Here is a 22,158-nt window from a genome sequence, read left to right as displayed (position 1 = left end):
CCCCTTTATTTCTTCAATCTGTCTAATCTTATTTATTATACCATAAAACCAATATGACTCTCCACAGAAAAAAGCCAGATTATATTTCTATGATCTGACTGTCTTTGAAGTAAACTTCTATTTTGTCTTTTGTGTATACAATCATTTTCTCAACTAAGGTGTTGAACATCTTCTCGTCAAACTCTGTGACCAAGTGTTCTTGTTTGCTTAATAATTCTATAAACATCTTCACGTCTGTTCTTTGTTTTCTTAGTTGAAGTGTGCTTTATTTCTCAAAGAGCTGACTTTGTAAGTTCTCAGACCTAGCTACTAGCCCATCATACTCTGCTTGATAAGTTTCTTGGTTTTGGATAACTTTTGTATTTCGCTGAACCATTTTCTATGCTTGTTCGCTAATGTCTGCCATCTCAAGTTCTAAGTTTTTGATTGTTTCTGTTAGATTATCTGTATTCTCAAGCATCCTAACTAACCTTTCCATATTTTGAATAATCTCTGTTTTGTTAGTGATAACTTGATTGATGCCTTAAATATTCAAGCTGTGAATGTGTTCGTCTCCTAATGATGGAGTATCCCATTTTTCTTTTCCTTTATATTTTTGATTACGTCTATATAGTAATATATCAAAATTATCAAATTCTGCGTAACGATACACTTCTGACTTTGCTCGATTAATACTGGAAAAGTTTCTAAATCAAGTGATAGTTTTTCTATTTTCATTTCTTACCTCCAATCAAATAAAGGGAGTGAATCTCTCCATCCCCATTGCCGTTTACTTACTTAATTTATCTTTTATTTCAATGTATACATCAATTAGTCTTCTAATGACTATTTCTCCAACATACACTCCTACTAATGTCACAAAGATTCCATAAATTATCTCAATCATTTTTCTTCTCCTTACGTTCTTTTTCATTACGCATATCATCACGAACCGCTGTATAAAACATAAATAGTCCAAAGGCAGTCCATAATGTTATCGAAATATAAGCAAAAGTTTAAAAAACAAACATTAAGAAGAACACTTCACAAATTTCTGTGAAGTGTTTCTTTGATTATGTGACTATTAGTCCGTCTCGCTCCGTTAGGTGCGAGACAAATAAACCACCCGCTATAGATGGGTGGTCATGATTTACATAGTATTTATATAATGTTGTTTTAACTTACCTGCTTCCTTGTCTTTTCCCAGCTCTTTATAGCATTGATACATGTTATTTAGTTCATCCTTATTTAGGTACCATAAGAACTCTTCATAAAATTCAATTGCTTCATCAAATTTTTTCTGAGTATATAAAATAGTTGCATATTCTTTATATAATTCTATTGGAAATAATTTTTGATTTTGAATTTTAAGAATATTTTTAAGATTTCTTTCTTCATCATTTAAATTAATTTCCTCTTTAGAATTAATATTTATGATGTATAAATAAAACTCCACAAGCTGTCTGTATTCTTCAAATTTTTTTCTAGTATAGAGTTCACACAATTGATTTAATTCATCTAAAAAACATACTTTATCTCTTAAAATAATTTGTTTTATCAGTTCATGTTCATCTATTTCAAAAGAATTTATAAACTTCATCTCTAAGTACTCATCCTTTATATCTTTAACAGATAAAAATTCATCTTCATAATAATATCTCAAGCTATACTTTTTTATAATATCTTGGATATCTTTTCCTAGAGATACCACTCTATCAAAAGAAAAATATACAGTTATTACTAATAATAAAATTTTATCTAACTCACTTGGAACTATCCTATTGGCATAAAGTGATATAACTACAAATATCACAAAAATAATCACTTTTTTGAATACTGTTAGTATTTTATCCTTCGTTTCTTTATATAAGTATAAAATACAAGTTAAAGAGCTAATAATAATTATCATGAAAATAAATGATATCTTCATATAATAACTCAACAGTGCTGCTATTAAAAATATCAACACTGCTATTACTAAAAATTTTCCTACTAATTTTTCATAAAACTTTCTATTTGAAAACTCTTGATTTTTATGAAGATAATTTTTTCTTATTTCTTCTAGATACTTTGCATTATTAATTAAATTAAAATACTTTCTTTCTCCTAAAGGAATAATATACACGATTAATAAAAACACTAAAAATATAATCGACCAACCTAAGTAATCTCTACTGACGAATACCAATCCTGAAATTGACAATACCATCACTATAAATTCACTCTGAAACTTAGCTTTCTTAAAAATGATCCTAGAAATTACAGGTATTAGTCCAATTAAAGAAATTTTTAAAATCCATATAAATTCTTTGATATCAAAAGTAATATTAATTATTTTTTGTGGAATATTTCCTCCATTCATAATATAATGATAAACACTCGGCGTTTGATAAATCCCATATTTGATAAACGGTTCTAAAGTAACAATCAATAGCGGAACTACAATCACACAAAAATATGATACTAACAAAATAATATATGTTAAAGATAATATATCTTTTTCCTTATCATTTCTACACACTCGATTTATTCTAGCTATCAATTCATTAATCACCATGTTCACTCCTTTTCTTTTTTTGCGATTAAAACAACTATTTAACAATTACCTACTTTTTAACGGTTTAATTTCAGCCAATACGTATCAAATTACATTAGCTTACTTCAATACTACCTCTACAATTCTTTTATTTCTAACTATTTTGAGTTTTTATTGTATTATTCACTTAATCCCCATTTCTGTGGTAATGAGTTTTATCATACAATTATCTCCTTTTTTGAATTAGGGGGTGTGCAAAGTGCATTTAGGGTTTGCACCTTGTAACGATTTATGTATCCCCCTTTATTTCTTCAATCTGTCTAATCTTATTTATTATACCATAAAACCAATATGACTCTCCACAGAAAAAAGCCAGATTATATTTCTATAACCTGACCATTTTCGAAGTAAGGCATCCCCTTTGTACTTTTCATTTTGCAACATACTTTTTACTGTAGTATAGCTCCATACCTTTTTACCTTTGATGTTTGACCCATTAGAGAAGGTAACAATATTTTTATATCATTAAAACCGTGCAACTTTTTTCAGATACTTTTAAAAGATTGATTTCCCTATATTTTTCCTTTATACTGGATAAAAAGGAGAATAGTATGTCAGAAACAAATCACGAAATCGATTCAAATTTTGCAGGTCGGTTAAATATCCTGCGTGCGGGTGTTCTTGGTGCTAACGATGGAATTATTTCCATTGCTGGTGTGGTTATCGGGGTTGCTAGTGCTACTAGCAATATCTGGATTATTTTTTTATCAGGTTTTGCGGCTATCTTAGCTGGTGCCTTTTCAATGGCTGGTGGAGAATATGTATCCGTTTCAACTCAAAAAGATACCGAGGAAGCAGCCGTTGCGCGTGAGCAAGTCTTGCTAGACCAAGACATGGAGCTAGCTAAAAAGTCTCTCTACGCTGCCTATATTCAAAATGGCGAGTGTGAAACATCAGCCCAACTTCTCACCAACAAAGCCTTTTTAAATAATCCACTCAAGGCTTTGGTAGAGGAAAAATATGGGATAGAGTATGAAGAGTTTACCAATCCTTGGCACGCTGCTATCTCTAGCTTTATTTCTTTTTTCCTTGGTAGCTTACCACCCATGCTTTCAATTACCATTTTCCCAAGTGAATACCGCATCCCTGTTACTGTCCTTATCGTCGGTGTGGCCCTTCTTCTCACTGGTTACACTAGTGCCAAACTTGGAAAAGCACCAACCAAAACGGCTATGATTCGGAACCTTGCTATTGGTCTTTTAACCATGGGAGTTACTTTCATACTCGGACAACTTTTCAGCATTTAATACTCTTCGAAAATCTCTTCAAACCACGTCAGCTTCGCCTTGCCGTATATATGGTTACTGACTTCGTCAGTTCTATCTGCAACCTCAAAGCAGTGCTTTGAGCAACCTGCGGCTAGCTTTCTAGTTTGCTTTTTGATTTTCATTGAGTATAAAATACAAGAAATACCTCGATTTTGAAGTCGAGGTATCTTTTTTACATTTGCACAATCTTGCGATAACTTCTTGAAGTAATCATGAAAATCAGCACATAGGCGATGAGGAAGATAGCGCAGATAGACAAGGTCACAATCAACATCATATTCGTATCTATTACACCAATCACTTTTAAAATCAGACTAAGCATATGGTAGGCAAAGGCGAGATGTATGAAGGCAAAAAGCAAAGGAAGAAAGAAAACAGTTAAAACCTGTTTGTTAATGGTTTGCTTGATTTGCTTTTGATCTAAACCGACTTTCTGCAAGATAATAAAGCGTTCACGGTCTTCGTAGCCTTCAGAAATTTGTTTGTAGTAGATGACCAGAACGGTTCCGACCATAAAGATAATGGATAGGAAAATACCGATAAAGAAGACACCACCAAAGAGGGCACTCATTTGAGCACTAGCATCTGATAGATTGCTACCATAAACATAGCTACCTTCCTTGTTTAATTGAGCATTAAATTGATTGAGGTATTTATCATATTCTTCAGCAACCTTGAGTTGTTCTTCTTCGCTGGCATTTACATTCATGCCACCGTAAAACTGATTATAGATAGCCGAATCTGGGAATTGATCCAAAAATGCTTGCAAATTAGGAACAACAAGGTAATTGTAATCAGCAGTCAAAATATTAAACTGATTTGGGACATGGTTGACAATGAAATCTTTAGTAAATTCTTCTTTGACAGAAAATTGATGATCGTTCAGAGTTAGAGTTTTCTGTTCTTTAACTCCCTCATTCTTTGCAAAGAGTCCGACCTCATTTCCTGATAGAGACAGTTTTTGACCAGTCATATTTTCATAATCTTTTTGGTCAAATACCATGAAAACTGTTGTGGGTTGGACACGGTTTTGTCCTTTTTCAAAAATAGTTAACTTATTTCCTTCTTGGTTTGCAACACCAAAGTAAGTGTAACGAAGCACTTCTTTCTCTTTAATATTATAACCTTTGTCACTTGCAAACTGGCTCAAGAGTTTGTCCAAATCTTCTTTTTCAACATTTTGCCCTGAAACCCCAAAATCATGAGGATTTAGAACTTTTTTAAAGCTTTCTGAGGCATTGAAAATACTAGTCGCTGCAGACATGGTCACCAAAACCATTGTTGACAAAATTGCAATAGTTGCTAGTCCAACCGCATTTTTCTTCATACGGAAAATCAAGTTGGAAACAGAGATAAGATTATTTGGTTGGTAATAGTATTTCTTGTTTTTCTTTAAGATTTGTAGGAAGACTGTAATCCCTGCATTAAACAATAGATAAGTACCAAAGATAACCAGTAAAACAGCTAGGAAGAAAGTTGTTAAGGCTGTCAGAGGATCTTTTACTGTAAGGGCAAGATAATAGCCAATCCCTAAACTTATGGAACCAAGAATAGTTTGTAGAGGTAGGAAACGACCTTTTTTCTCACCGCTTGCTTTCTCACGAGAGAGCTGAAGGGCATTCATACGGGCGATTCGAAGGGCATTCAGGAACATGAGACCTAGAAAAATCAAACCGAAGACAACAAGTACTGTAATGACAACTTTCATCTGGAAGGTAGCGACTAGTTCTACCTTTAATTTCATCAGTTTGAGTAGGAAAGCGAAAATCAACTTGTCAAACAAAGCTCCAATACCGATACCTGCTCCAACAGTTAGAATCCCAAATAGCACTAACTCCTTAAAGGTCATACTGATCAGGTGACGTTTCTCCAAGCCCAACATTCCATAAATCCCCAGTTCCTTGGAACGGTTTTTCATGACAAAACTATTGGCATAGAGGACGATAATGGCTGACGCAAGGGTAACGACAAACATACCAAATCCAAGTGTAGCTTGAATCGTTTCACCTCCACGGATTTCTGCAATCTTGGGATTGAAGGTTAGAGAGTAAAAGAGATAAGTGACGGTGACTGCCAAAAGAACAGCCAGTGCAAATGGATAGTAGAGTTTGCGGTTTTTAATCAGGTTCGATACCGCTAACTTATTGGTTAATCGAAACATACTAATTCACCTCGCTTGCCATGACAGTCAAGGTATCAGAGATTTCTTGGAACATCTGACGCTCTGTCTTCTCTCCACGGTAGATTTGATTGTAAAGAATGCCGTCTTTGATAAAGAGTACACGTTTAGCCCTGCTAGCTGCTGCCGTTGAGTGGGTTACCATGAGAATGGTTTGGCCACGCTCATTGATTTCATCAAAAACATCAAGAAGAGCTGCAGATGACTTGGAATCAAGGGCTCCTGTTGGCTCGTCCGCAAGGAGAATTTCAGGTTCTGTGATGATGGCGCGGGCTACTGCTACACGCTGTTTCTGACCACCAGAAATCTCGTAAGGGTACTTCTCTTGCAATTGGTTGATACCTAGATTCTCAGCTGTCACCACCAATTTCTTCATCATCTCCGTAATGGGTCTTCTTGACAAGACAAGCGGAAGCAAGATATTATCCTTTACAGAGAGAGTATCTAGCAAGTTAAAGTCTTGGAAGACAAAGCCCAGCTTTTCACGACGGAAGCTAGAAGCCTGTGAATTTTTAATGGTTGCTGTATCAGTTCCATTCAGATAAACCTGACCACGAGTTGGTTTATCCAGCATAGCTAGGATATTGAGAAGAGTTGATTTACCAGAACCAGACTCACCCATGATGGCAACGTAGTCACCCTTTTCGACGGTAAAGTGAATATCCTTGAGAGCTTCTACTTGGTTGCCCTGAAAACGAGTTTTATAAATTTTTTGAACGTGTTTTACATCTAAAAGTGTCATGAGAATCTCCTTTCTTAATATCCCATCAAATGAAATGTTGCTTGCATCATAGCGCATCCCAGCTGAACACGCTCGATATCTTTGTGGCTTGGTTTTCTTGTTTTCTTCTGTAAGATTTGTTTCATGATGCTACTCCTTTTTTCTTTATGAGTCTAGTTTACATCAAAAAAAGACCGCTTGCCATAACCTAACCTTACAAAAGAGACTTTAATCTTACATTTTTGTAAGATTGGAGAATTTTTTGAAAATACCTACTATACGAAGTCCAATCATCACTTGTTTTATTTTTAAAAAAGGAGTAAAATATAATTATGAAAGGGTTTTCTTCGATACCTTGTAAAACTTTAGTTTTTTAGTGCTTATTTTAAAAAGTAGTAAGCTATAATTCGCATAACTGCAATGAAGAGGGAGGTTGATCTCCCTCTTTTTTAGAAAGAGGTTCCTATGAAACGTATATTTCTCTTCATCAGCAATCTTCTTCTGACACTCTTTCTGATTGGTGCTTTGTCCTTTTGGAAAGACTCTCTTCCACAAATCCTGTTCCCAGGTGCAGCAGTATTAAGCGGTCAAGCAGATTATTCTACCGTTAAAGAAGAATTAAATAGTCTTGCTAAAGAACATAATAGTCTTATCGCAAGAACCATTTGGGAAGTAGATAGTGATGGAAAATCACAAACTTACTACGAAGTTTTTGGAGATGGAAAACTTCCAGACTGGATGCCTCAAGCAAGTCAAGAAAGTATCAATAAAAGTAATCTTCTCAACAATTACAATATTATCAGTGGATCGCTAACAAATCAAGAATTAGCTATTCACCTTAAACAACTTGGACTAGAAAAAGTTAACACATTTGAAAATAATAGAGTCTCCTTCGTATTGGCCCTCATTGCCCAACCCAATCAACTTACTAGTCTTTTCATTTTTTTATTAACCTTTTTATCACTTATTGTTATCGGACAGATTCAATCTCTCTCTCAATCAGGAATAAGACTGATTAATGGAGAACATCTCAGAAATCTCTTCTTTCGTTCTATCATAAGAGACGGACTTGATATCCTTCTTTTCGGCTTGCCTGCTTTCCTAATAGCTAGTGTTTTAGTAATTTACCTAGGCTATCCTTATGAAATTCAGACTTTTTTCGTAATACTATTTATTTTTTATAATAGCCTGCTTCTCTTGCTAAGTCTTCTCATCGCTTTTCTTTTTACTATTTCTTTGAAAAGAGTTCATCTTATCTCTATCATTAAAGGAAAATTACCAATTAAGTCAATCTTACGTATTCTTTACTTTGGTCAAGCTCTGTCTATCTTATTAGTTATTGTAGGATTTGGGCGCTTGTCCATTTATCATCATATATTTATGAAAAATGAGGCTGGACAAGCTACTTGGAAACAACACTCCAATATTGTTAATCTTCAAACAGGTCGTTCAAGTCAAAGAAAAAATATAGATGAACTCAAAATGAATGCCAATAAATGGTTTGACTTTATTCAATATTCTTTAGAAAATGGAAATGCCTTTCTAGTCAAACATAATCTCGCTATTCAAGCTATAAAACATTCTCTTTCAACTCATAATGATTCTGAACAAAATCCCTATGACTTGGAAGGGAAAAATATTCTCTATGTAACACCTGACTACTTCAAAAAAGAAGGTATAGAGTTAACATCAGAAACCTTTAAAAAAATCAATAATCTAAACGATGGACAGGTTCTTGTAATACTACCTCAAGAACAAAAGAAAAATGAGGAACAAATAAAACAAAACATACAAGAAGATTTAACTAATCGATTATACAGTAGTGATACAAAGCATAGAGTCGAAGTTAGTATAACTTATACTGATCAAAAAAAAGATGTATTCATTTATAATACTACCCATATTTCTTATGATCAATGGTTGTCAACCCCTATTTTTATCGTAGTTTCTCCTAAGGCACTTGGAAAAGATTCTTCTATATTTTGGTTTACGAATCTAGAATATCTCTATTTTACCGATTTACAGCAAACACAAGAACTTTTGAAGTACTATCAACTTGATCCTATGATTTCAAGATTATCCTTTGCTAGAGAGACCTACCTCCAGTTAAATCAAAAAATTAAAATCGAAATTTATAGTAATTTAGCGAGTGGTATTTTTGCTATCTTGACTTCAATTTTACTTTTTACAAGTTTAAACCTACTCTATTTTGAAGCCTTTCGCAAAGCCATATTCTTGAAAAAAATAGCTGGCTATTATTTCTTAGAATTACATAGCAGATATATCATTTCTCAGATAATCGCTCTCTTCATTGGAAGTAGTATAGCACTATATATCTCTAAGAATTTATGGATTACGCTGTTTCTATTTCTCAGCTTTTCAAGTTTAGCTATTCTTCTATTAAAAATTTGTGATAAAAAGGAAACTAAAACTTATGCTAGTATTATCAAAGGAGGATAGTATGATTGAATTACAACATATTTGGAAACAATTTGGTTCTCGTGTCATTTTTTCAGACTTGAGTCTTAACTTTCAAAGTGGTATGGTGTATGCTTTGATAGGAGATAGTGGTTGTGGAAAAACCACTTTGCTGAATATGCTAGCAAAACTAGAAACTTTCGACAAAGGGGAAATATTTTACAAAGGAAATCCTTTGACTTCAATAAAAAATGAGGAATATTATCGTAATGAACTAGGCTATCTCTTCCAGAACTTTGGACTATTAGAAAGTCAGACCATTCGAGAAAACCTTGAGCTGGGAATGATTGGTAAAAAAAAGAACAAGAAACAAGAAAAAGAGAGACTTTTTCTTCAAGCACTGCAAGCTGTAAGACTGGATTATCTAAGTCTCAACCAAAAAATCTATGAATTATCTGGTGGTGAAGCTCAACGCGTAGCACTTGCCAAGATTATCCTAAAAAATCCTCCTTTAATTCTAGCTGATGAACCAACCGCCTCACTAGATCCTAAAAATTCCAAGGAAATTATGGAACTTCTCCTTGAACTTCGCAATGCTAATAGAACAATCATCATCGCAACTCACAATCCTAGTATTTGGAAAATGGCTGATCAGGTAATTCGTCTTTCTAAAGACGAAACAGATTATAATTAAATACCAAAATCCCTTGTCGCTAAATAGCAACAAGGGATTTTCAGTCATTTATGTCACTTCTTTTAAATAGTGCAAATAATAAATATTTCCTTATTTACCTCACCAAAACCAGCCTTCATTATCGTCAATGGCTTGGGCTTCTTTGCGTTTTCGTGGGCCTGTTCCGTACATTTCTGCTTCGATTTCTTCCTTGGTAGGCATGATAGAAGCTAGGATGATATAGATAATCACGCCAAGTCCAAAGTTTGCAACTGTAAAAATGGCAAACAGAAAACGAACAAGAGTAACATCAAAGTTCCACTTGTCTGACAGACCTGCCAAAACTCCTGAAATCATGCGATTTCGTCTCATTTTATAAAATTTACTGTTCATGATATTTCCTCTTTCTGCTAGGTTAGACATAGTATATCACGGGTAGGCTCGGCTTTCATCAGTCCTCAGGCTGATTTACTAGTAGCAATTTACCTCGACAAACTCCACAGCGATAGCGTTTAGTATCAATCCTTCTCTTGCGCTGATACCTTTGCTGGCAGGATTGGCAACGATAAAGCTTGAGTGGTTTAGAGTGGCTATTGGGCAAGGTTGGAACAAAGCGTAATCCATCCACTGCTTTCAACAGTTCCTTAAAATCCCGATCCTTGTGTTGATAGCCCTTCCCTTGAAAATAGAGGTGATAATGACAGAGTTCATGTCGGACAATTTTCCTAAAAATATCTAACCCTAATTCCTGATAAACCTTGGGATTAAAATCCAAATGCCCATCTTTTGGGAAAAATCGCCCACCTGTCGAACGTAAACGAGAATTCCACTGGGCATGATGGATAAAAGGTCTGCCGAAGTCTTCTAGTGAAACCTGCTTAACATAATCAGTCAGTTTCATTTGGAGCTAGCAGCGACAGATTGACTTTTTCACGTTCAGTATCGATTTTCTTAACCCAAACCGTTACCAAATCTCCGACTGACACTACTTGGCTAGGATGTTTGATAAATTTGCGACTCATATGGGAAATGTGAATCAAGCCGTCTTCGTGAATTCCAATGTCAACGAAGGCACCAAAGTCAACTACATTACGCACCACACCCTCTAGCTTCTGGCCTACCACTAGATCTTTGATATCTAGGACATCTTGGCGAAGCACAGGTGCATCAAAGGAATCACGGAAATCTCGACCTGGTTTGAGAAGGTCTGCAATGATATCTTTAAGAGTTTCTGGTCCAAGGTCTAGCTCTTGCGCCATTTCCTTGACTGAAAGCGACTTGAGTTTGCCTTGGGCTTCTTCGTTTAGGTCTTTAATATCTAAACGTTTGAAGAGTTCCTTAACGGCAACGTAATTTTCTGGGTGAACTCCTGTATTATCAAGGATGTTGCTACTTTCAGGGATACGAAGGAAACCAGCTGCCTGTTCAAAAGCCTTAGCACCCAGACGAGGAACTTTCTTGATTTGGGCGCGTGAAGTGATTTTTCCCTCTTCCTCACGGTATTTGACGATATTTTCAGAAATGGTTTTATTGAGTCCAGCTACGTGTGAAAGAAGAGCTGGGCTGGCCGTATTAATATTAACACCGACTTGGTTCACCACGGTATCCACGACAAAATCCAGACTTTCAGACAATTTCTTCTGGCTGACATCATGTTGGTATTGACCGACACCAATTGACTTAGGATCGATTTTGACCAATTCCGCAAGAGGATCTTGCAAACGACGGGCGATAGAAATGGCAGAGCGTTTTTCAACGGTCAAGTCTGGAAACTCCTGACGAGCAAGTTCACTGGCAGAATAGACAGAAGCACCACTTTCATTGACGATAACATAACTAACCTCAGAAAAATCTTTAAGAACTTCCGCCACAAAGGCTTCACTTTCCCGACTGGCAGTTCCATTTCCGATAGCAATAATTTCCACCCTGTACTGACCAATCAGGTCGGCTAAGTCTTTCTTGGCTTCTTCAATCTGACGAGCAGAGGCTGGTTTAACAGGATAGATGACATGAGTTATCAGCATTTTTCCTGTTGTATCCACGACAGCTAGCTTGGCACCTGTACGAAAGGCAGGGTCAAATCCTAGAACCACGCGCCCTTTCAGTGGAGCAACCAAGAGGAGATTGCGTAGGTTGTCAGAAAAGAGTTGGATAGCTCCTTCTTCTGCTTTCTCAGTTAGTTCTGTCCGAATACGACGCTCGATAGCAGGCAAGACTTTTTTCTTAACAGATTGCTGAACTACCTCATCTATGTAGGCATTTTTTACCTTAAAACGAGCAGCAAAGAAGGCAAGAATACGGTCTGTCGCATGTTCAAAACCGACCTTCAAGACACCAAGTTTCTCCCCACGATTGAGGGCCAAGGTACGATAACCCTGCATATTTCCAACCGTCTCAGAAAAATCATAATAAATCTGAAAAACCTGCTTTTCATCAAGACTTTCATCCTTGACTTGAGAAGTGAGTTTAGAGTGTCTCAGAACTTCCTGATAAGTCATGGAACGCAAGGCCACATCTTCCGATAAGGCTTCGATCAAGATATCAACTGCACCAGCCAAGGCCTCCTTACCAGTCGCAAATCCTTCACAGACGAACTTTTCAGCTTCCCTCTCTAAGCCAGCTACATTCTGCAAAATCAAGCGAGCAAGTGGGAAGAGTCCAGCTTCACGGGCAATAGTTGCCTTGGTCCGACGCTTTTCCTTGTATGGAAGATAAAGCTCTTCAACGTCTGCTAATTTTTCGGCAGCCAAGATAGCTTCTTCCAATTCCTTGGTTAACTTGCCTTGTTCTTGAATCTTAGCTAAAACAGCTTCCTTACGGTCGTTGAGATTGGTCAGACTTTTATCCAAGTCAATAATGGCCTTAATCGCCACCTCATCCAGACTACCAGTCATGTCCTTGCGATAACGTGCAATAAAGGGAATAGTCGCCCCTTCAGCTGTCAAACTTAGGACAGTATCAATTTGCTTTAAAGTCACTCCCAAATCTTGGGAGATTTTTTCATATTTTTTATCCATAAATCTATTATACCACAAGCTAATATTATTCAAATTATCTCTTACAATTTTAAAACATAAGTTGGTGAATAAATTTGCTTCACTTCAATATTCTATTTATTGAGAAGGTTTCAATTTAAAATTCTACTAGATTACAAAAGGATTAGTGATTAAATTTTCACTGTTTTTATTTTTGACAATAATGCGCCACTATTCTCCCTCTCTATTCTTCAAGAAAACCCTTTTTTGAACAATAGGATTGTAATTTCTGTTTCTAATCGTCCAAAATGCGTGTTTTTGAGAAATAAAAAAATCGCAAGCCTGAGCCTGCGGAGGGGATAATCTTTTTTGAAATTTTTAAACAAAAAAGGAGCATTTAAGCCCCTCCTTTGAAATAACGGACACTTGGCTGGTCGGTGTACCCAGCATCTCGGATACCTTTTTCAAGGTGCGGCAGGAACCTTTCTGCCCTCAAATGTCTTTCGTTAATGTTATTCTAGCACTATCTACTTTTTTTGTCAAGTTTTCTCAATCTACCAGACTTGATACGACTTTGTAACTTGAAATCTTGTAAGCGATACATGGTCGGAACATAAAAGAAATCTCCACTTTTATGTAACTTGATGGCAACAAGAACATTATCATCAAATCTTTTAACATATTCAAAACTAGCATCTTTCTCTCGTGGATTGACCCCAACGAAATCTGGATTACTTAGTATAAGTTCCAGGTCTTCAATATGATGAATCACATCATTATGATTCCGTTTCAACATATGACTTCTTAAACCTTCTTTGTTAACTTTGATATCACTAGCTTCAAGAACAATATTAAAAATTTCTTTTACTTCGTCAGTCACCTGACCGATCTTTTTATGTTCCATCATTTCCTCCGTTATTCCACAATTATTATATCACAATCATAGTGTATATTAGGATATATCACGCTCTATTATTCGTTAGATCCTCAATTTTAACTTTTCCCTTTTCCTCAAAATAATAGTATAATAGAGGTAGAATTTAGAATCGAGGTACACCTATGGCTGTAAAATTTACAAAAACGGACGACTTGGACAAGATGTTTGAAGAGTTTGCGAAACTCCCTGATTTGAAACAAGTCACTTTCCCTGATGACAAAGAGAAAAAAGCCAAAGCAGAAAAGAAAAACTAGATGACTGCTTTCCAACAACTCCCATCTAGTGTGCTTCAGACTGGGGCTATTTTTCTCTCTATAATCATTGAAGCCCTACCCTTCGTTCTGATAGGAAGTATTGTTTCAGGACTGATTGAGGTTTATATCACACCTGAAAAAGTTTATCATTTTCTCCCTCGCAATCGTTGGGGGAGAATCTTTTTTGGGACCTTCGTTGGGATACTTTTCCCTTCTTGTGAATGTGGAATCGTCCCCATTATCAATCGTTTTCTGGAAAAGAAGGTCCCCAGTTACACGGCTGTTCCCTTTCTCGTAACAGCACCTGTTATTAATCCTATTGTCCTCTTTGCGACCTATTCTGCCTTTGGCAACTCCTTCCACGTCGCCCTGTTACGGGCTCTGGGATCCATTGTTGTGGCTGTGATACTTGGGATTTTTCTAGGATTTTTCTGGCAAGAACCCATTCAAAAAGAAAACCGTTTGACCTGTCATAAGCACGATTTTTCTCACTTGAACCCTGCAAAAAAAGTTTTTCAGGTCTTTGTGCAGGCCATTGATGAATTTTTTGATACGGGACGTTACTTGGTATTCGGCTGTCTCTTTGCCTCTGTTATACAGGTCTACGTTCCGACTCGGATTCTGACTTCTATCAGTGCGACCCCTCTTTTTGCCATCTTGCTCTTGATGCTTTTGGCCTTTCTTCTTTCGCTCTGTAGTGAGGCGGATGCCTTTATCGGTGCTTCTCTTCTCTCGAGTTTCGGTTTGGCACCGGTTCTAGCCTTTCTCGTTATTAGCCCAATGCTGGATATCAAAAATATTCTCATGATGAAAAATTACTTGAAAGCACGCTTTATCAGTCACTTCATTACGATTGTGACTCTGGTCGTTTTAGTCTATTCTCTCTTGATTGGAGTCATCCTATGATTCGATTTTTAGTTTTAGCTGGCTATTTTGAACTGACCATTTATCTCCATTTGTCGGGCAAATTAAACCAGTACATCAACATGCACTATTCCTATCTGGCCTATATTTCCATGGTGCTTTCCTTTATTTTGGCAATTGTTCAACTGTATATCTGGATGAAGCAAGTCAAAACCCACAGTCATCTGAACAGCCGATTGTCGAAGGTTACTAGTGTTGCTCTTCTGGCTATTCCACTTGTCGTCGGTTTAACTTTTCCAACTGTTAGCTTGGATTCTCAGACCGTTTCTGCCAAAGGCTATCACTTCCCCTTATCAGAAGGCACGGATCAAGCCATTCAGACAAGTGAAGGAACGACAAGCCAATATTTGAAACCAGATACCAGTTCTTATTTTTCAAAATCAGCTTATGAAAAGGAAATGCGAACTGCGGCGGATAAATACTTGTCCCAAGATAGTATTCAGATCACTAATGAAAACTATATGGAAGTCATGGAGGCTATCTACGACTATCCAGATGAGTTTGAGGGTAAGACAGTCCAGTTCACAGGCTTTGTCTATAATGACCCTAGTCATGCCAATAGCCAATTTCTGTTCCGCTTCGGCATTATCCATTGTATCGCGGATTCTGGTGTCTATGGATTGCTAACCAAGGGAAATACCCGTCAGTATGAGAATAACACTTGGATAACAGCCAAAGGAAAACTGGTCAATCACTATCATAAAGAACTCAAACAAAACCTCCCAACATTGGAAATTGACAGCTTTACCAAAGTCGATAAACCAGAGAATCCCTATGTGTATCGCGTGTTTTAAAAAGAGACAATATCAGAGTTTCTGCATTACAGAATTCTAATATTGTCTCTTCATTTTTTCTTATGCTCATTTCAATCCAACATACTAGCTTATTTTTTAATTTTTTCTCTAATAAAATGTTGAGAAACCCATTTAGAATAGCTTATCATTTTTTCATCAGTTAAAGCTCCTACCACTATAGTCACACACATATCAGCAGCTTCTTCCGCAGAAAAAGAAAAGTGATAACCATTTAATTGTAAAAATTGAACCAAAACATAAAAGGCTGTTCGCTTATTGGCATTGGCAAAAACATACTTCTTTATCAATCGGACAAATAATATTGTTGCGTTATCAAAAATTGTTGGATAAAAAGGTTTACTAAAACCAAATTATTCTGGTAAGTTCACAATCATATTTAACGCTGAAGGACTAACTGTTTGAATTTGCTTATTTGGAGAATACCGTTGAATTACTAAAGCATTGATTTTTTCAATTTACTCTTCCGTTAAATATACTGTCATTTTTCCACCAAAGCTTTGAAAACTTCATCGTATTCATCAAAAATTGTATCCAGTTTTAAATCAAAGGCATCATCAGAAACATAAGAAATCTGATGTCCAGACTCTTCAGGAATAAAGATAATTTCGTCACTTGGAATATTGAATTCACTGGGAATCGTAATGGTAATTGAATTTCCTTGTTTTCTTGTTTTTACTGCCATATGATTTCCTCCTTTGAAGTATTGTAACAAATAAGTACGGTAATTACAATGATAGTGTAAAACTGCTATCTCATCTCAAATCTTAACCAAAATACTTCTGCATAAGTGATTTTTTCAAGGTTTCCAATTCTTCCAGAGATTTTTGAATTGTCAATTATGATTTTTCTCTTTATGTCATATATTAAATATTTGTTAGTGGATTTGCGTTACCTTCAGTCCAAAGCATTTCCCACAACTGATCAATTTTATTTTTTAATTCACCTGTAATCATATAATCTCTTTTCTTTATTTTTTAAAGTTATTAATATCCCTATTTTAACAGATTTCGAACAAAGCTTCAATTAGGTTTATATCTGTAAGAATTTCTTCCAAAAATAAAAAAAGCAAACACAAAATATGGTTCACTTTTTAAACATCCTACTCTCCATCCTTCCAATTCCAAGCAATTTCTTCATCTTTCTGGAGTTGATCTACCAGTTCTTCAACAGAGTCAAATTTGACCATTTCACGGACACGGTCTAGCCAGTAAACAATAACTGTTTCACCGTAAATGTCATCTGAAAAATCAAAAATATTGACTTCAAAACGTGGCTCTTCTCCATCGAAAGTAACATTTTTCCCGACACTCGCCATTCCACGATATCTTTTACGCTGCACTTCGATATCGACTACGTAAACACCATCTGCTGGCATATAGGTTCGATCTCTTAAAACTAAGTTTGCTGTTGGATAACCGATCGTACGTCCACGAGCATTCCCATGAACAACCATTCCACGTGATGGTAGAGGGGTGCCAAGTAAATGAGCAGCTTCTCTGACATCTCCATCCAGAATAGCTTGACGAATACGAGTAGAACTAATTTTCCCCTTTTCATCCTCAACAGGAGGAACAATGATGATTTCTCCATCAAAATAATCCTTCAAATCATCCGCAGTTTTCTTATCAGAACCAAACGTGTAATCAAATCCCGCTACGATAATCGCTGGTTTTAATGCTCTAACATAGGTATCAAAGAACTCTTGACCCGTTAAACTAGCAAATTTACTACTAAAGTCAAGTAAGAAAAGAGCCTCTACTCCATGCCATTTCATCTTATGTTCCCGTTCTTCATGGCTGACAATATGAAGCATTAATTCTGGCTTGTAAGGCTGTAATGCGAGCTTAGGCGACTCTGTAAAGGTCATCACGACAACTGGTAGATATTCTTTCATAGAAGCCTTGCTAGCTACTTCAAAAAGCTTCTGATGTCCCTTATGAATACCGTCAAAATAGCCTAATACAAGAACTGTTTTATCAGGTACTGCGATGTCTTTTTCATTTTTTATAGGTACTGTTGTAATCATGAAACTATTATATCATAGAGAAAGCCTTTTCGCTAAAAGGAAATCCCAAATGTCGTCTTTTACTCCTGAACTGACCTTAAAAAATCATTCAAGATGTTAGTTTTAAAAAATAGCATCCCTAAGAGATGCTATCGTTTGGTAACTAGTCTACTGTTTCTTCCAAATCTTTTAACTTCACCGAAACAATTTTTGAGACACCTGATTCTTGCATAGTCACTCCATAGATGGAATCAGCCGCTGCCATGGTTCCCTTACGGTGGGTTACGACGATAAACTGGCTGTCCTTGTCAAAGCGGTTGAGGTAATCCCCAAAACGTTTAACATTGGCTTCGTCAAGCGCAGCCTCTACCTCATCCAAGATGACAAACGGAATAGTCTTGACACGGATAATGGAGAAAAGCAAAGCAAGAGCCGATAGAGCTTTTTCACCACCACTCATGAGGTTGAGTGATTGGATTTTCTTACCTGGTGGTTGAACAGAAATCTCAACCCCAGCTGTCAGAAGGTCTCCTTCAGTCAAAATCAGGTCAGCCTGACCTCCGCCAAACATCTGCTTGAAGGTCACTTTAAAGGACTCACGAATGGCCTCAAAGGTTGATTTAAAGCGTTCCTTAACCTCATCATTCATCTCTGTGATAGTCTCTAGGAGTAGATTTTTCGCTGATAAAATATCATCTCGCTGGCTATTTAGGAAATCCAGACGGTTGTGAACTTCTTCGTACTGTTCAATAGCTTCTAAGTTGACAGGACCCAGTGATCGAATAGCCTTCTCTAAATCTTTAACCTCTTGCTCTGCCAGATTGAGATTCTCCAACTCATGAGACTTTTCTAAAGCTTCTGTATAGCTAATCTGATACTGGTCTGTTAGCTGACTCTGTAGATAGCGCAAGCGCTCGCTGACCTTTTCTTTCTTGGCTTCAGCACGAGTTTGCTTACGAATCCACTCTTCATTCTGCTGGCGAGCCTGATCCAAATGACTAGCAATATCATCCAGTTGACCTTCAATATCATCCAACTCAAACTGCTTGCGAATCAAACCTTGTTGGAGATTTGTTTTCTGAACTTTGGCTTCATCAGCCTGTTGACTGAGCAAATCCGTATCAACTTTCTCAAGATTGTCAACTTTTTCTTGGAGAAGGCGCTGGATTTCCTCTTGTTCGATATCTAAATTGTCTAATTCCTTGCCTAGACGTTCAATATCAGCTACTTCATAACGTTTTTGTCCTTGCAGTTCTGTCTTAAGCAAGCGAGCTTGCGCTACCTCTTCCTGCAAGTTTTGATAGCGTTCTTGGATGGCGTTTTTATTAGACTTAATCTCTTCAATCTCAGCTTCCAGATTTTGCTTGTCACTTGCGATTGTAGCAAGACGCTCTTGGCATTTTTCCTTGTCTGCTTGCCAATCTCCCTCAGAAAGACGATTTAATTCCTCTTCTTGGAGTTTCCAAAGAGTTTCCAGTTCTTCAACTTGCTGACTGGTTTGCTGATAAGCGAGGGACAAGCCCTGTTCCTGAATACGTGCCTGCTCTCCTTGAGATTTGATGGCTTCTAATGATTCGGTCAATCTAGCCATCTGGTCTTGCAAGGTCTTCAAAGATGCTTCTTCTGAACGAAGACTTGCTTCTTCTTCAGCAATTTCTTTTTGTAATTGCTCCAGTTCTGGCTTGATAAAAATACTGTTATTCTGGCGGTTGGCTCCACCTGCATAGGAACCACCTGTGCGCAGCTCTGTCCCATCCAATGTCACCATACGGACCTGGTAACGAACCTGGCGAGCAGCCGCACGAGCCTGTTCTACGGTATCAAAGATAGCCGTCGTAGCTAGCAAATTCTTGAAAATGGCTTCCAGTCTAGTATCGAATGTCACCAGCTCATCAGCCATACCCAGAAATCCTGGACTTGTAGCAATAGCATCTTGGTTCTGACTAGAAATCGTACGCGCCTTAATAGTGGTCAAAGGAAGGAAGGTCGCACGACCAGCTCTAGTTCGTTTGAGAAAATCAATTGCTCTAGTTGCTGCATGTTCATCTTCTACGATGATATGCTGACCGCTCGCTCCCAGTGCGATTTCCAGAGCAGTTTGATAATGCACATCAAAGGTCAAGTGCTCACTGACTGCACCAATAATCCCACCAAGGCGAGCTTTTTCTTGGAGAACACTCTTAACACCTGCATAAAAGTTACTATGATTTCTCAGAATATTTTCCAAACTCTGAGCTCTGGCCTGCTTGTTTTTGAGATTATCCAGACGGTCAAATAGTTGACTTTGTTGAGCTTGATAGGAAGATTTCTGCTCCTCTTGCTCCTTGGCAATAGCTTGATAGTCAGCCAATAATTTTTGAACTTGCTCCTTGGCAGTTTCAAGATCCGCCTTTTGCTGACTAGCCTTCTCTTTAGCTGTAGCCAACTGTTCTTTCAGCTTTTCTAATTGATCTGCTTGTTTTTGAGAAAGCTGACGACTATTTTCCAACTCATTCTCGATGCGAGTCAGTTGGTTTGAGACATCCGCTTCTTCTTGTAAAAGCGCCACAAAGCGTTCACGTAATAGCTCAATCATCTGATCAGGATCATCTGAAAAAGCCAGCAACTCAGCTTCTAAACGATTAAGTTTTTGATTATTTTGGACTAGATTTTCTTCTAAGAGAGCTAAAGAGCTTTCCTTATCAGATTTTTCTTTGCTGAGTGAATTTCTCTTATCCTCCAAAGCAGCCAAACGAGCTTGTGCTTCCTGTTGATTCAGAGCTACTTGCTCAGATTCCAGTTTCGATAGGGCTAATTTTCTCTCTAAATCACTAATCAGACTGGTCAAATCCATCAAACTGACTTGGTCTTTGGCCATTTCAGCCTGTAAATCTTGGCGTTGCTTTTTAAGAGTTTGATTTTCTTCTTCTAATTTTTCACGCTTTTGGTAATAGCTCATCAAGAGTTCCTGAACCTGAGCTAACTCTTCTTCTGTCGAGTCTAGTTCAGCTTTATTTTCATTGATTTGAGCAACCAGAACGTCTAAATAAATAGCCTTGCGTTGTCCTTCCAAGTCTAGAAATTTACGAGCATTTTCAGCTTGCTTCTCAAGAGGCTTGATTTGATTATCCAACTCGTAGATAATGTCCTCTAAGCGGTCTAAATTATCCTGAGTTTGTTGTAGTTTACTCTCAGTTTCTTTTCGACGAGTCTTGTATTTTAAAACTCCTGCAGCTTCTTCAAAAATAGCTCTGCGTTCTTCAGGCTTGGAGTTGAAAATCTCCTCAACCTTCCCTTGGGAAATGATAGAGAAGGAATCTCGTCCCAAACCTGTATCCAAGAAAAGATCATGAATATCACGCAGACGGACTTTCTTGCCGTCAATCTTATATTCGCTATCTCCACTACGATAGATATGGCGTTCCACCCTGATTTCTTGACCTGCGTCCTTGATAAATCCATCATTATTATCCAGAGTCACAACTACAGAAGCATAATTGAGCGGTTTGCGACTTTCAGTTCCAGCAAAAATGACATCCGGCATCTTGCCGCCACGGAGACTCTTAACACTTGACTCCCCCAAGGCCCAACGCAGACTTTCTGTAATATTCGACTTTCCAGATCCATTGGGACCAACAACTGCCGTCACTCCTTGGTCAAAAACGACCTTAGTCTTGTCAGCAAAAGACTTGAATCCCTGAATTTCGATTTCCTTTAAATACATGAATCCAGCCCTTTCTCAACGGCATTTTTGGCAGCTTCCTGCTCTGCTAGTTTCTTAGAACGACCTTGACCTTGACCAATGCTCTTACCTTCGACAAGAACTTCTACATCAAAGACCTTATCGTGGGCAGGACCCATTTCAGAAATCACCTGATAACGAATAGCCACATCCCCATTAACCTGAAGCAACTCTTGGAGATGGGTTTTGTAGTCTGTAATCATCTCAAATTCGCCTGCTTCAACCTTAGGAATCATGACTTGATAGATAAATTCCTTGACCTTGGCCACATCCTTGTCCAAAAGGAGGGCACCGAGAAAGGCTTCAAAGGCATCACCAAGAATGGTATCACGATTGCGACCACCAGATTTTTCTTCCCCCTTACCCAGCTTGATAAACTGGTCAAACTGGCAATCACGTGCAAAACCAGCCAAGCTCTCCTCACGGACAATCATGGCACGGAGTTTAGACAAATCACCCTCAGGCTTTTTAGGATATTTTTTATACAGATATTCTGAAATCAATAACTGTAGAACAGCGTCTCCTAAAAATTCCAAGCGTTCATTGTGTGAAATTTTTAAGAGGCGGTGCTCATTGGCATAACTCGTATGAGTAAAGGCAGTTTCCAGTAAATTTTTGTCTGCAAATTCGATTGCAAAATGGTTCTTTAGTACAGTTTGTAATTCTTTCATACCAACCTCTTTCTAACTGATA

The 22,158-nt window shown here is 37.3% G+C and carries 17 protein-coding genes and 4 pseudogenes; 6 read left to right on the top strand and 15 right to left on the bottom strand.

All coding sequences use genetic code 11. The annotated features are described in order from the left end of the window. Positions 1–79 precede the first annotated feature (79 nt). From CBI42_RS12590 to CBI42_RS12585, 3 genes and pseudogenes are all read right to left on the bottom strand, one after another. A pseudogene (locus CBI42_RS12590) lies at positions 80–241 on the bottom strand (hypothetical protein); the annotation flags it as partial. Between the two features lie 888 nt (positions 242–1,129). Continuing rightward, the gene (locus tag CBI42_RS02100; RefSeq protein ID WP_094753127.1) at positions 1,130–2,536 is read right to left on the bottom strand and encodes a hypothetical protein; all 1,407 of its coding nucleotides are present in this window, start codon (positions 2,534–2,536) and stop codon (positions 1,130–1,132) included. A gap of 378 nt (positions 2,537–2,914) precedes the next feature. Continuing rightward, positions 2,915–3,028 (bottom strand): annotated as a pseudogene (locus CBI42_RS12585) (recombinase family protein); the annotation flags it as partial. 98 nt (positions 3,029–3,126) lie between these two features. Between CBI42_RS12585 and CBI42_RS02095 the strand changes: the two are divergent. After that, a complete protein-coding gene (locus CBI42_RS02095; protein ID WP_094753126.1) occupies positions 3,127–3,822 on the top strand; it encodes a VIT1/CCC1 transporter family protein in 696 nt (231 codons plus the stop codon). Between the two features lie 193 nt (positions 3,823–4,015). On the opposite strand, the gene CBI42_RS02085 is transcribed toward CBI42_RS02095, so the two are convergent. Both CBI42_RS02085 and CBI42_RS02080 read right to left on the bottom strand, forming a co-directional pair. Further along, entirely contained in the window at positions 4,016–6,004 is a 1,989-nt protein-coding gene (locus tag CBI42_RS02085) for an ABC transporter permease (protein WP_094753124.1), read from the bottom strand. A 1-nt stretch (position 6,005) separates the two neighbouring features. Then, positions 6,006–6,764, bottom strand: a complete 759-nt coding sequence (locus CBI42_RS02080) for an ABC transporter ATP-binding protein (protein ID WP_000173372.1) — start codon at positions 6,762–6,764, stop codon at positions 6,006–6,008. Between the two features lie 444 nt (positions 6,765–7,208). On the opposite strand from CBI42_RS02080, the gene CBI42_RS02075 reads away from it, so the two are divergent. Both CBI42_RS02075 and CBI42_RS02070 read left to right on the top strand, forming a co-directional pair. Next, positions 7,209–9,203, top strand: a complete 1,995-nt coding sequence (locus CBI42_RS02075; RefSeq protein WP_094753123.1) for a DUF1430 domain-containing protein — start codon at positions 7,209–7,211, stop codon at positions 9,201–9,203. A 1-nt stretch (position 9,204) separates the two neighbouring features. Then, a complete protein-coding gene (locus CBI42_RS02070) occupies positions 9,205–9,855 on the top strand; it encodes an ABC transporter ATP-binding protein (protein WP_094753122.1) in 651 nt (216 codons plus the stop codon). A gap of 99 nt (positions 9,856–9,954) precedes the next feature. On the opposite strand, the gene CBI42_RS02065 is transcribed toward CBI42_RS02070, so the two are convergent. From CBI42_RS02065 to CBI42_RS02050, 4 genes are all read right to left on the bottom strand, one after another. Further along, complete coding sequence (locus CBI42_RS02065; RefSeq protein WP_001085044.1) at positions 9,955–10,227, bottom strand: PspC domain-containing protein; 273 nt, start codon at positions 10,225–10,227, stop codon at positions 9,955–9,957. Between the two features lie 58 nt (positions 10,228–10,285). Further along, entirely contained in the window at positions 10,286–10,735 is a 450-nt protein-coding gene (locus tag CBI42_RS02060) for a SprT family protein (protein ID WP_094753121.1), read from the bottom strand. Beyond that, positions 10,722–12,851 carry a Tex family protein gene (locus CBI42_RS02055; protein ID WP_094753132.1) on the bottom strand — a complete coding sequence of 710 codons (2,130 nt, stop codon included), beginning with the start codon at positions 12,849–12,851 and terminating at the stop codon, positions 10,722–10,724. Before CBI42_RS02055 ends, CBI42_RS02060 begins: the two co-directional genes overlap by 14 nt. Positions 12,852–13,332: 481 nt before the next feature. After that, positions 13,333–13,713 carry a hypothetical protein gene (locus CBI42_RS02050; protein WP_094753120.1) on the bottom strand — a complete coding sequence of 127 codons (381 nt, stop codon included), beginning with the start codon at positions 13,711–13,713 and terminating at the stop codon, positions 13,333–13,335. A gap of 155 nt (positions 13,714–13,868) precedes the next feature. On the opposite strand from CBI42_RS02050, the gene CBI42_RS13195 reads away from it, so the two are divergent. Genes CBI42_RS13195 through CBI42_RS02035 form a run of 3 tightly spaced genes read left to right on the top strand, consistent with a single transcriptional unit; the run spans position 13,869 to position 15,718 of the window. After that, positions 13,869–14,000 (top strand): SPJ_0845 family protein, encoded by a 132-nt coding sequence (locus tag CBI42_RS13195; RefSeq protein ID WP_004234728.1) that lies wholly within the window; start codon positions 13,869–13,871, stop codon positions 13,998–14,000. After that, on the top strand, positions 14,001–14,906 hold the full coding sequence (locus tag CBI42_RS02040) for a permease (protein WP_094753119.1): 906 nt from the start codon (positions 14,001–14,003) through the stop codon (positions 14,904–14,906). Continuing rightward, a complete protein-coding gene (locus CBI42_RS02035; RefSeq protein ID WP_049491739.1) occupies positions 14,903–15,718 on the top strand; it encodes a TIGR03943 family putative permease subunit in 816 nt (271 codons plus the stop codon). The genes CBI42_RS02040 and CBI42_RS02035 overlap by 4 nt, the downstream gene beginning before the upstream one ends. Before the next feature lie 89 nt (positions 15,719–15,807). On the opposite strand, the pseudogene CBI42_RS02030 reads toward CBI42_RS02035, so the two are convergent. From CBI42_RS02030 to rnc, 6 genes and pseudogenes are all read right to left on the bottom strand, one after another. Next, a pseudogene (locus tag CBI42_RS02030) lies at positions 15,808–16,194 on the bottom strand (type II toxin-antitoxin system death-on-curing family toxin). 23 nt (positions 16,195–16,217) lie between these two features. After that, entirely contained in the window at positions 16,218–16,421 is a 204-nt protein-coding gene (locus CBI42_RS02025; protein ID WP_070843015.1) for an AbrB family transcriptional regulator, read from the bottom strand. 82 nt (positions 16,422–16,503) lie between these two features. Continuing rightward, positions 16,504–16,575, bottom strand: a pseudogene (locus tag CBI42_RS13520) (type I restriction endonuclease); the annotation flags it as partial. A 263-nt stretch (positions 16,576–16,838) separates the two neighbouring features. Beyond that, positions 16,839–17,765 (bottom strand): bifunctional riboflavin kinase/FAD synthetase, encoded by a 927-nt coding sequence (locus CBI42_RS02020; RefSeq protein ID WP_070843014.1) that lies wholly within the window; start codon positions 17,763–17,765, stop codon positions 16,839–16,841. Between the two features lie 142 nt (positions 17,766–17,907). After that, a complete protein-coding gene (gene smc / locus CBI42_RS02015; protein WP_094753118.1) occupies positions 17,908–21,447 on the bottom strand; it encodes a chromosome segregation protein SMC in 3,540 nt (1,179 codons plus the stop codon). After that, positions 21,438–22,136, bottom strand: a complete 699-nt coding sequence (gene rnc / locus CBI42_RS02010; protein WP_094753117.1) for a ribonuclease III — start codon at positions 22,134–22,136, stop codon at positions 21,438–21,440. The genes smc and rnc overlap by 10 nt, the downstream gene beginning before the upstream one ends. Positions 22,137–22,158: the final 22 nt, after the last annotated feature.

The organism is Streptococcus sp. KR, assembly GCF_002238115.1.
GTDB lineage: Bacteria > Bacillota > Bacilli > Lactobacillales > Streptococcaceae > Streptococcus.
The sequence above is the reverse complement of the archived record's forward strand: the minus strand, read 5'-3'. Positions and strand labels throughout refer to the sequence as shown.

Excerpts from the sequence above, each read along its gene's own strand:
- CBI42_RS02100 (WP_094753127.1), bottom strand. The coding sequence starts at position 2,536 with ATGGTGATTAATGAATTGATAGCTAGAATAAATCGAGTGTGTAGAAAT.
- CBI42_RS02095 (WP_094753126.1), top strand. The coding sequence starts at position 3,127 with ATGTCAGAAACAAATCACGAAATCGATTCAAATTTTGCAGGTCGGTTA.
- CBI42_RS02085 (WP_094753124.1), bottom strand. The coding sequence starts at position 6,004 with ATGTTTCGATTAACCAATAAGTTAGCGGTATCGAACCTGATTAAAAAC.
- CBI42_RS02080 (WP_000173372.1), bottom strand. The coding sequence starts at position 6,764 with ATGACACTTTTAGATGTAAAACACGTTCAAAAAATTTATAAAACTCGT.
- CBI42_RS02075 (WP_094753123.1), top strand. The coding sequence starts at position 7,209 with ATGAAACGTATATTTCTCTTCATCAGCAATCTTCTTCTGACACTCTTT.
- CBI42_RS02070 (WP_094753122.1), top strand. The coding sequence starts at position 9,205 with ATGATTGAATTACAACATATTTGGAAACAATTTGGTTCTCGTGTCATT.
- CBI42_RS02065 (WP_001085044.1), bottom strand. The coding sequence starts at position 10,227 with ATGAACAGTAAATTTTATAAAATGAGACGAAATCGCATGATTTCAGGA.
- CBI42_RS02060 (WP_094753121.1), bottom strand. The coding sequence starts at position 10,735 with ATGAAACTGACTGATTATGTTAAGCAGGTTTCACTAGAAGACTTCGGC.
- CBI42_RS02055 (WP_094753132.1), bottom strand. The coding sequence starts at position 12,851 with ATGGATAAAAAATATGAAAAAATCTCCCAAGATTTGGGAGTGACTTTA.
- CBI42_RS02050 (WP_094753120.1), bottom strand. The coding sequence starts at position 13,713 with ATGGAACATAAAAAGATCGGTCAGGTGACTGACGAAGTAAAAGAAATT.
- CBI42_RS13195 (WP_004234728.1), top strand. The coding sequence starts at position 13,869 with ATGGCTGTAAAATTTACAAAAACGGACGACTTGGACAAGATGTTTGAA.
- CBI42_RS02040 (WP_094753119.1), top strand. The coding sequence starts at position 14,001 with ATGACTGCTTTCCAACAACTCCCATCTAGTGTGCTTCAGACTGGGGCT.
- CBI42_RS02035 (WP_049491739.1), top strand. The coding sequence starts at position 14,903 with ATGATTCGATTTTTAGTTTTAGCTGGCTATTTTGAACTGACCATTTAT.
- CBI42_RS02025 (WP_070843015.1), bottom strand. The coding sequence starts at position 16,421 with ATGGCAGTAAAAACAAGAAAACAAGGAAATTCAATTACCATTACGATT.
- CBI42_RS02020 (WP_070843014.1), bottom strand. The coding sequence starts at position 17,765 with ATGATTACAACAGTACCTATAAAAAATGAAAAAGACATCGCAGTACCT.
- smc (WP_094753118.1), bottom strand. The coding sequence starts at position 21,447 with ATGTATTTAAAGGAAATCGAAATTCAGGGATTCAAGTCTTTTGCTGAC.
- rnc (WP_094753117.1), bottom strand. The coding sequence starts at position 22,136 with ATGAAAGAATTACAAACTGTACTAAAGAACCATTTTGCAATCGAATTT.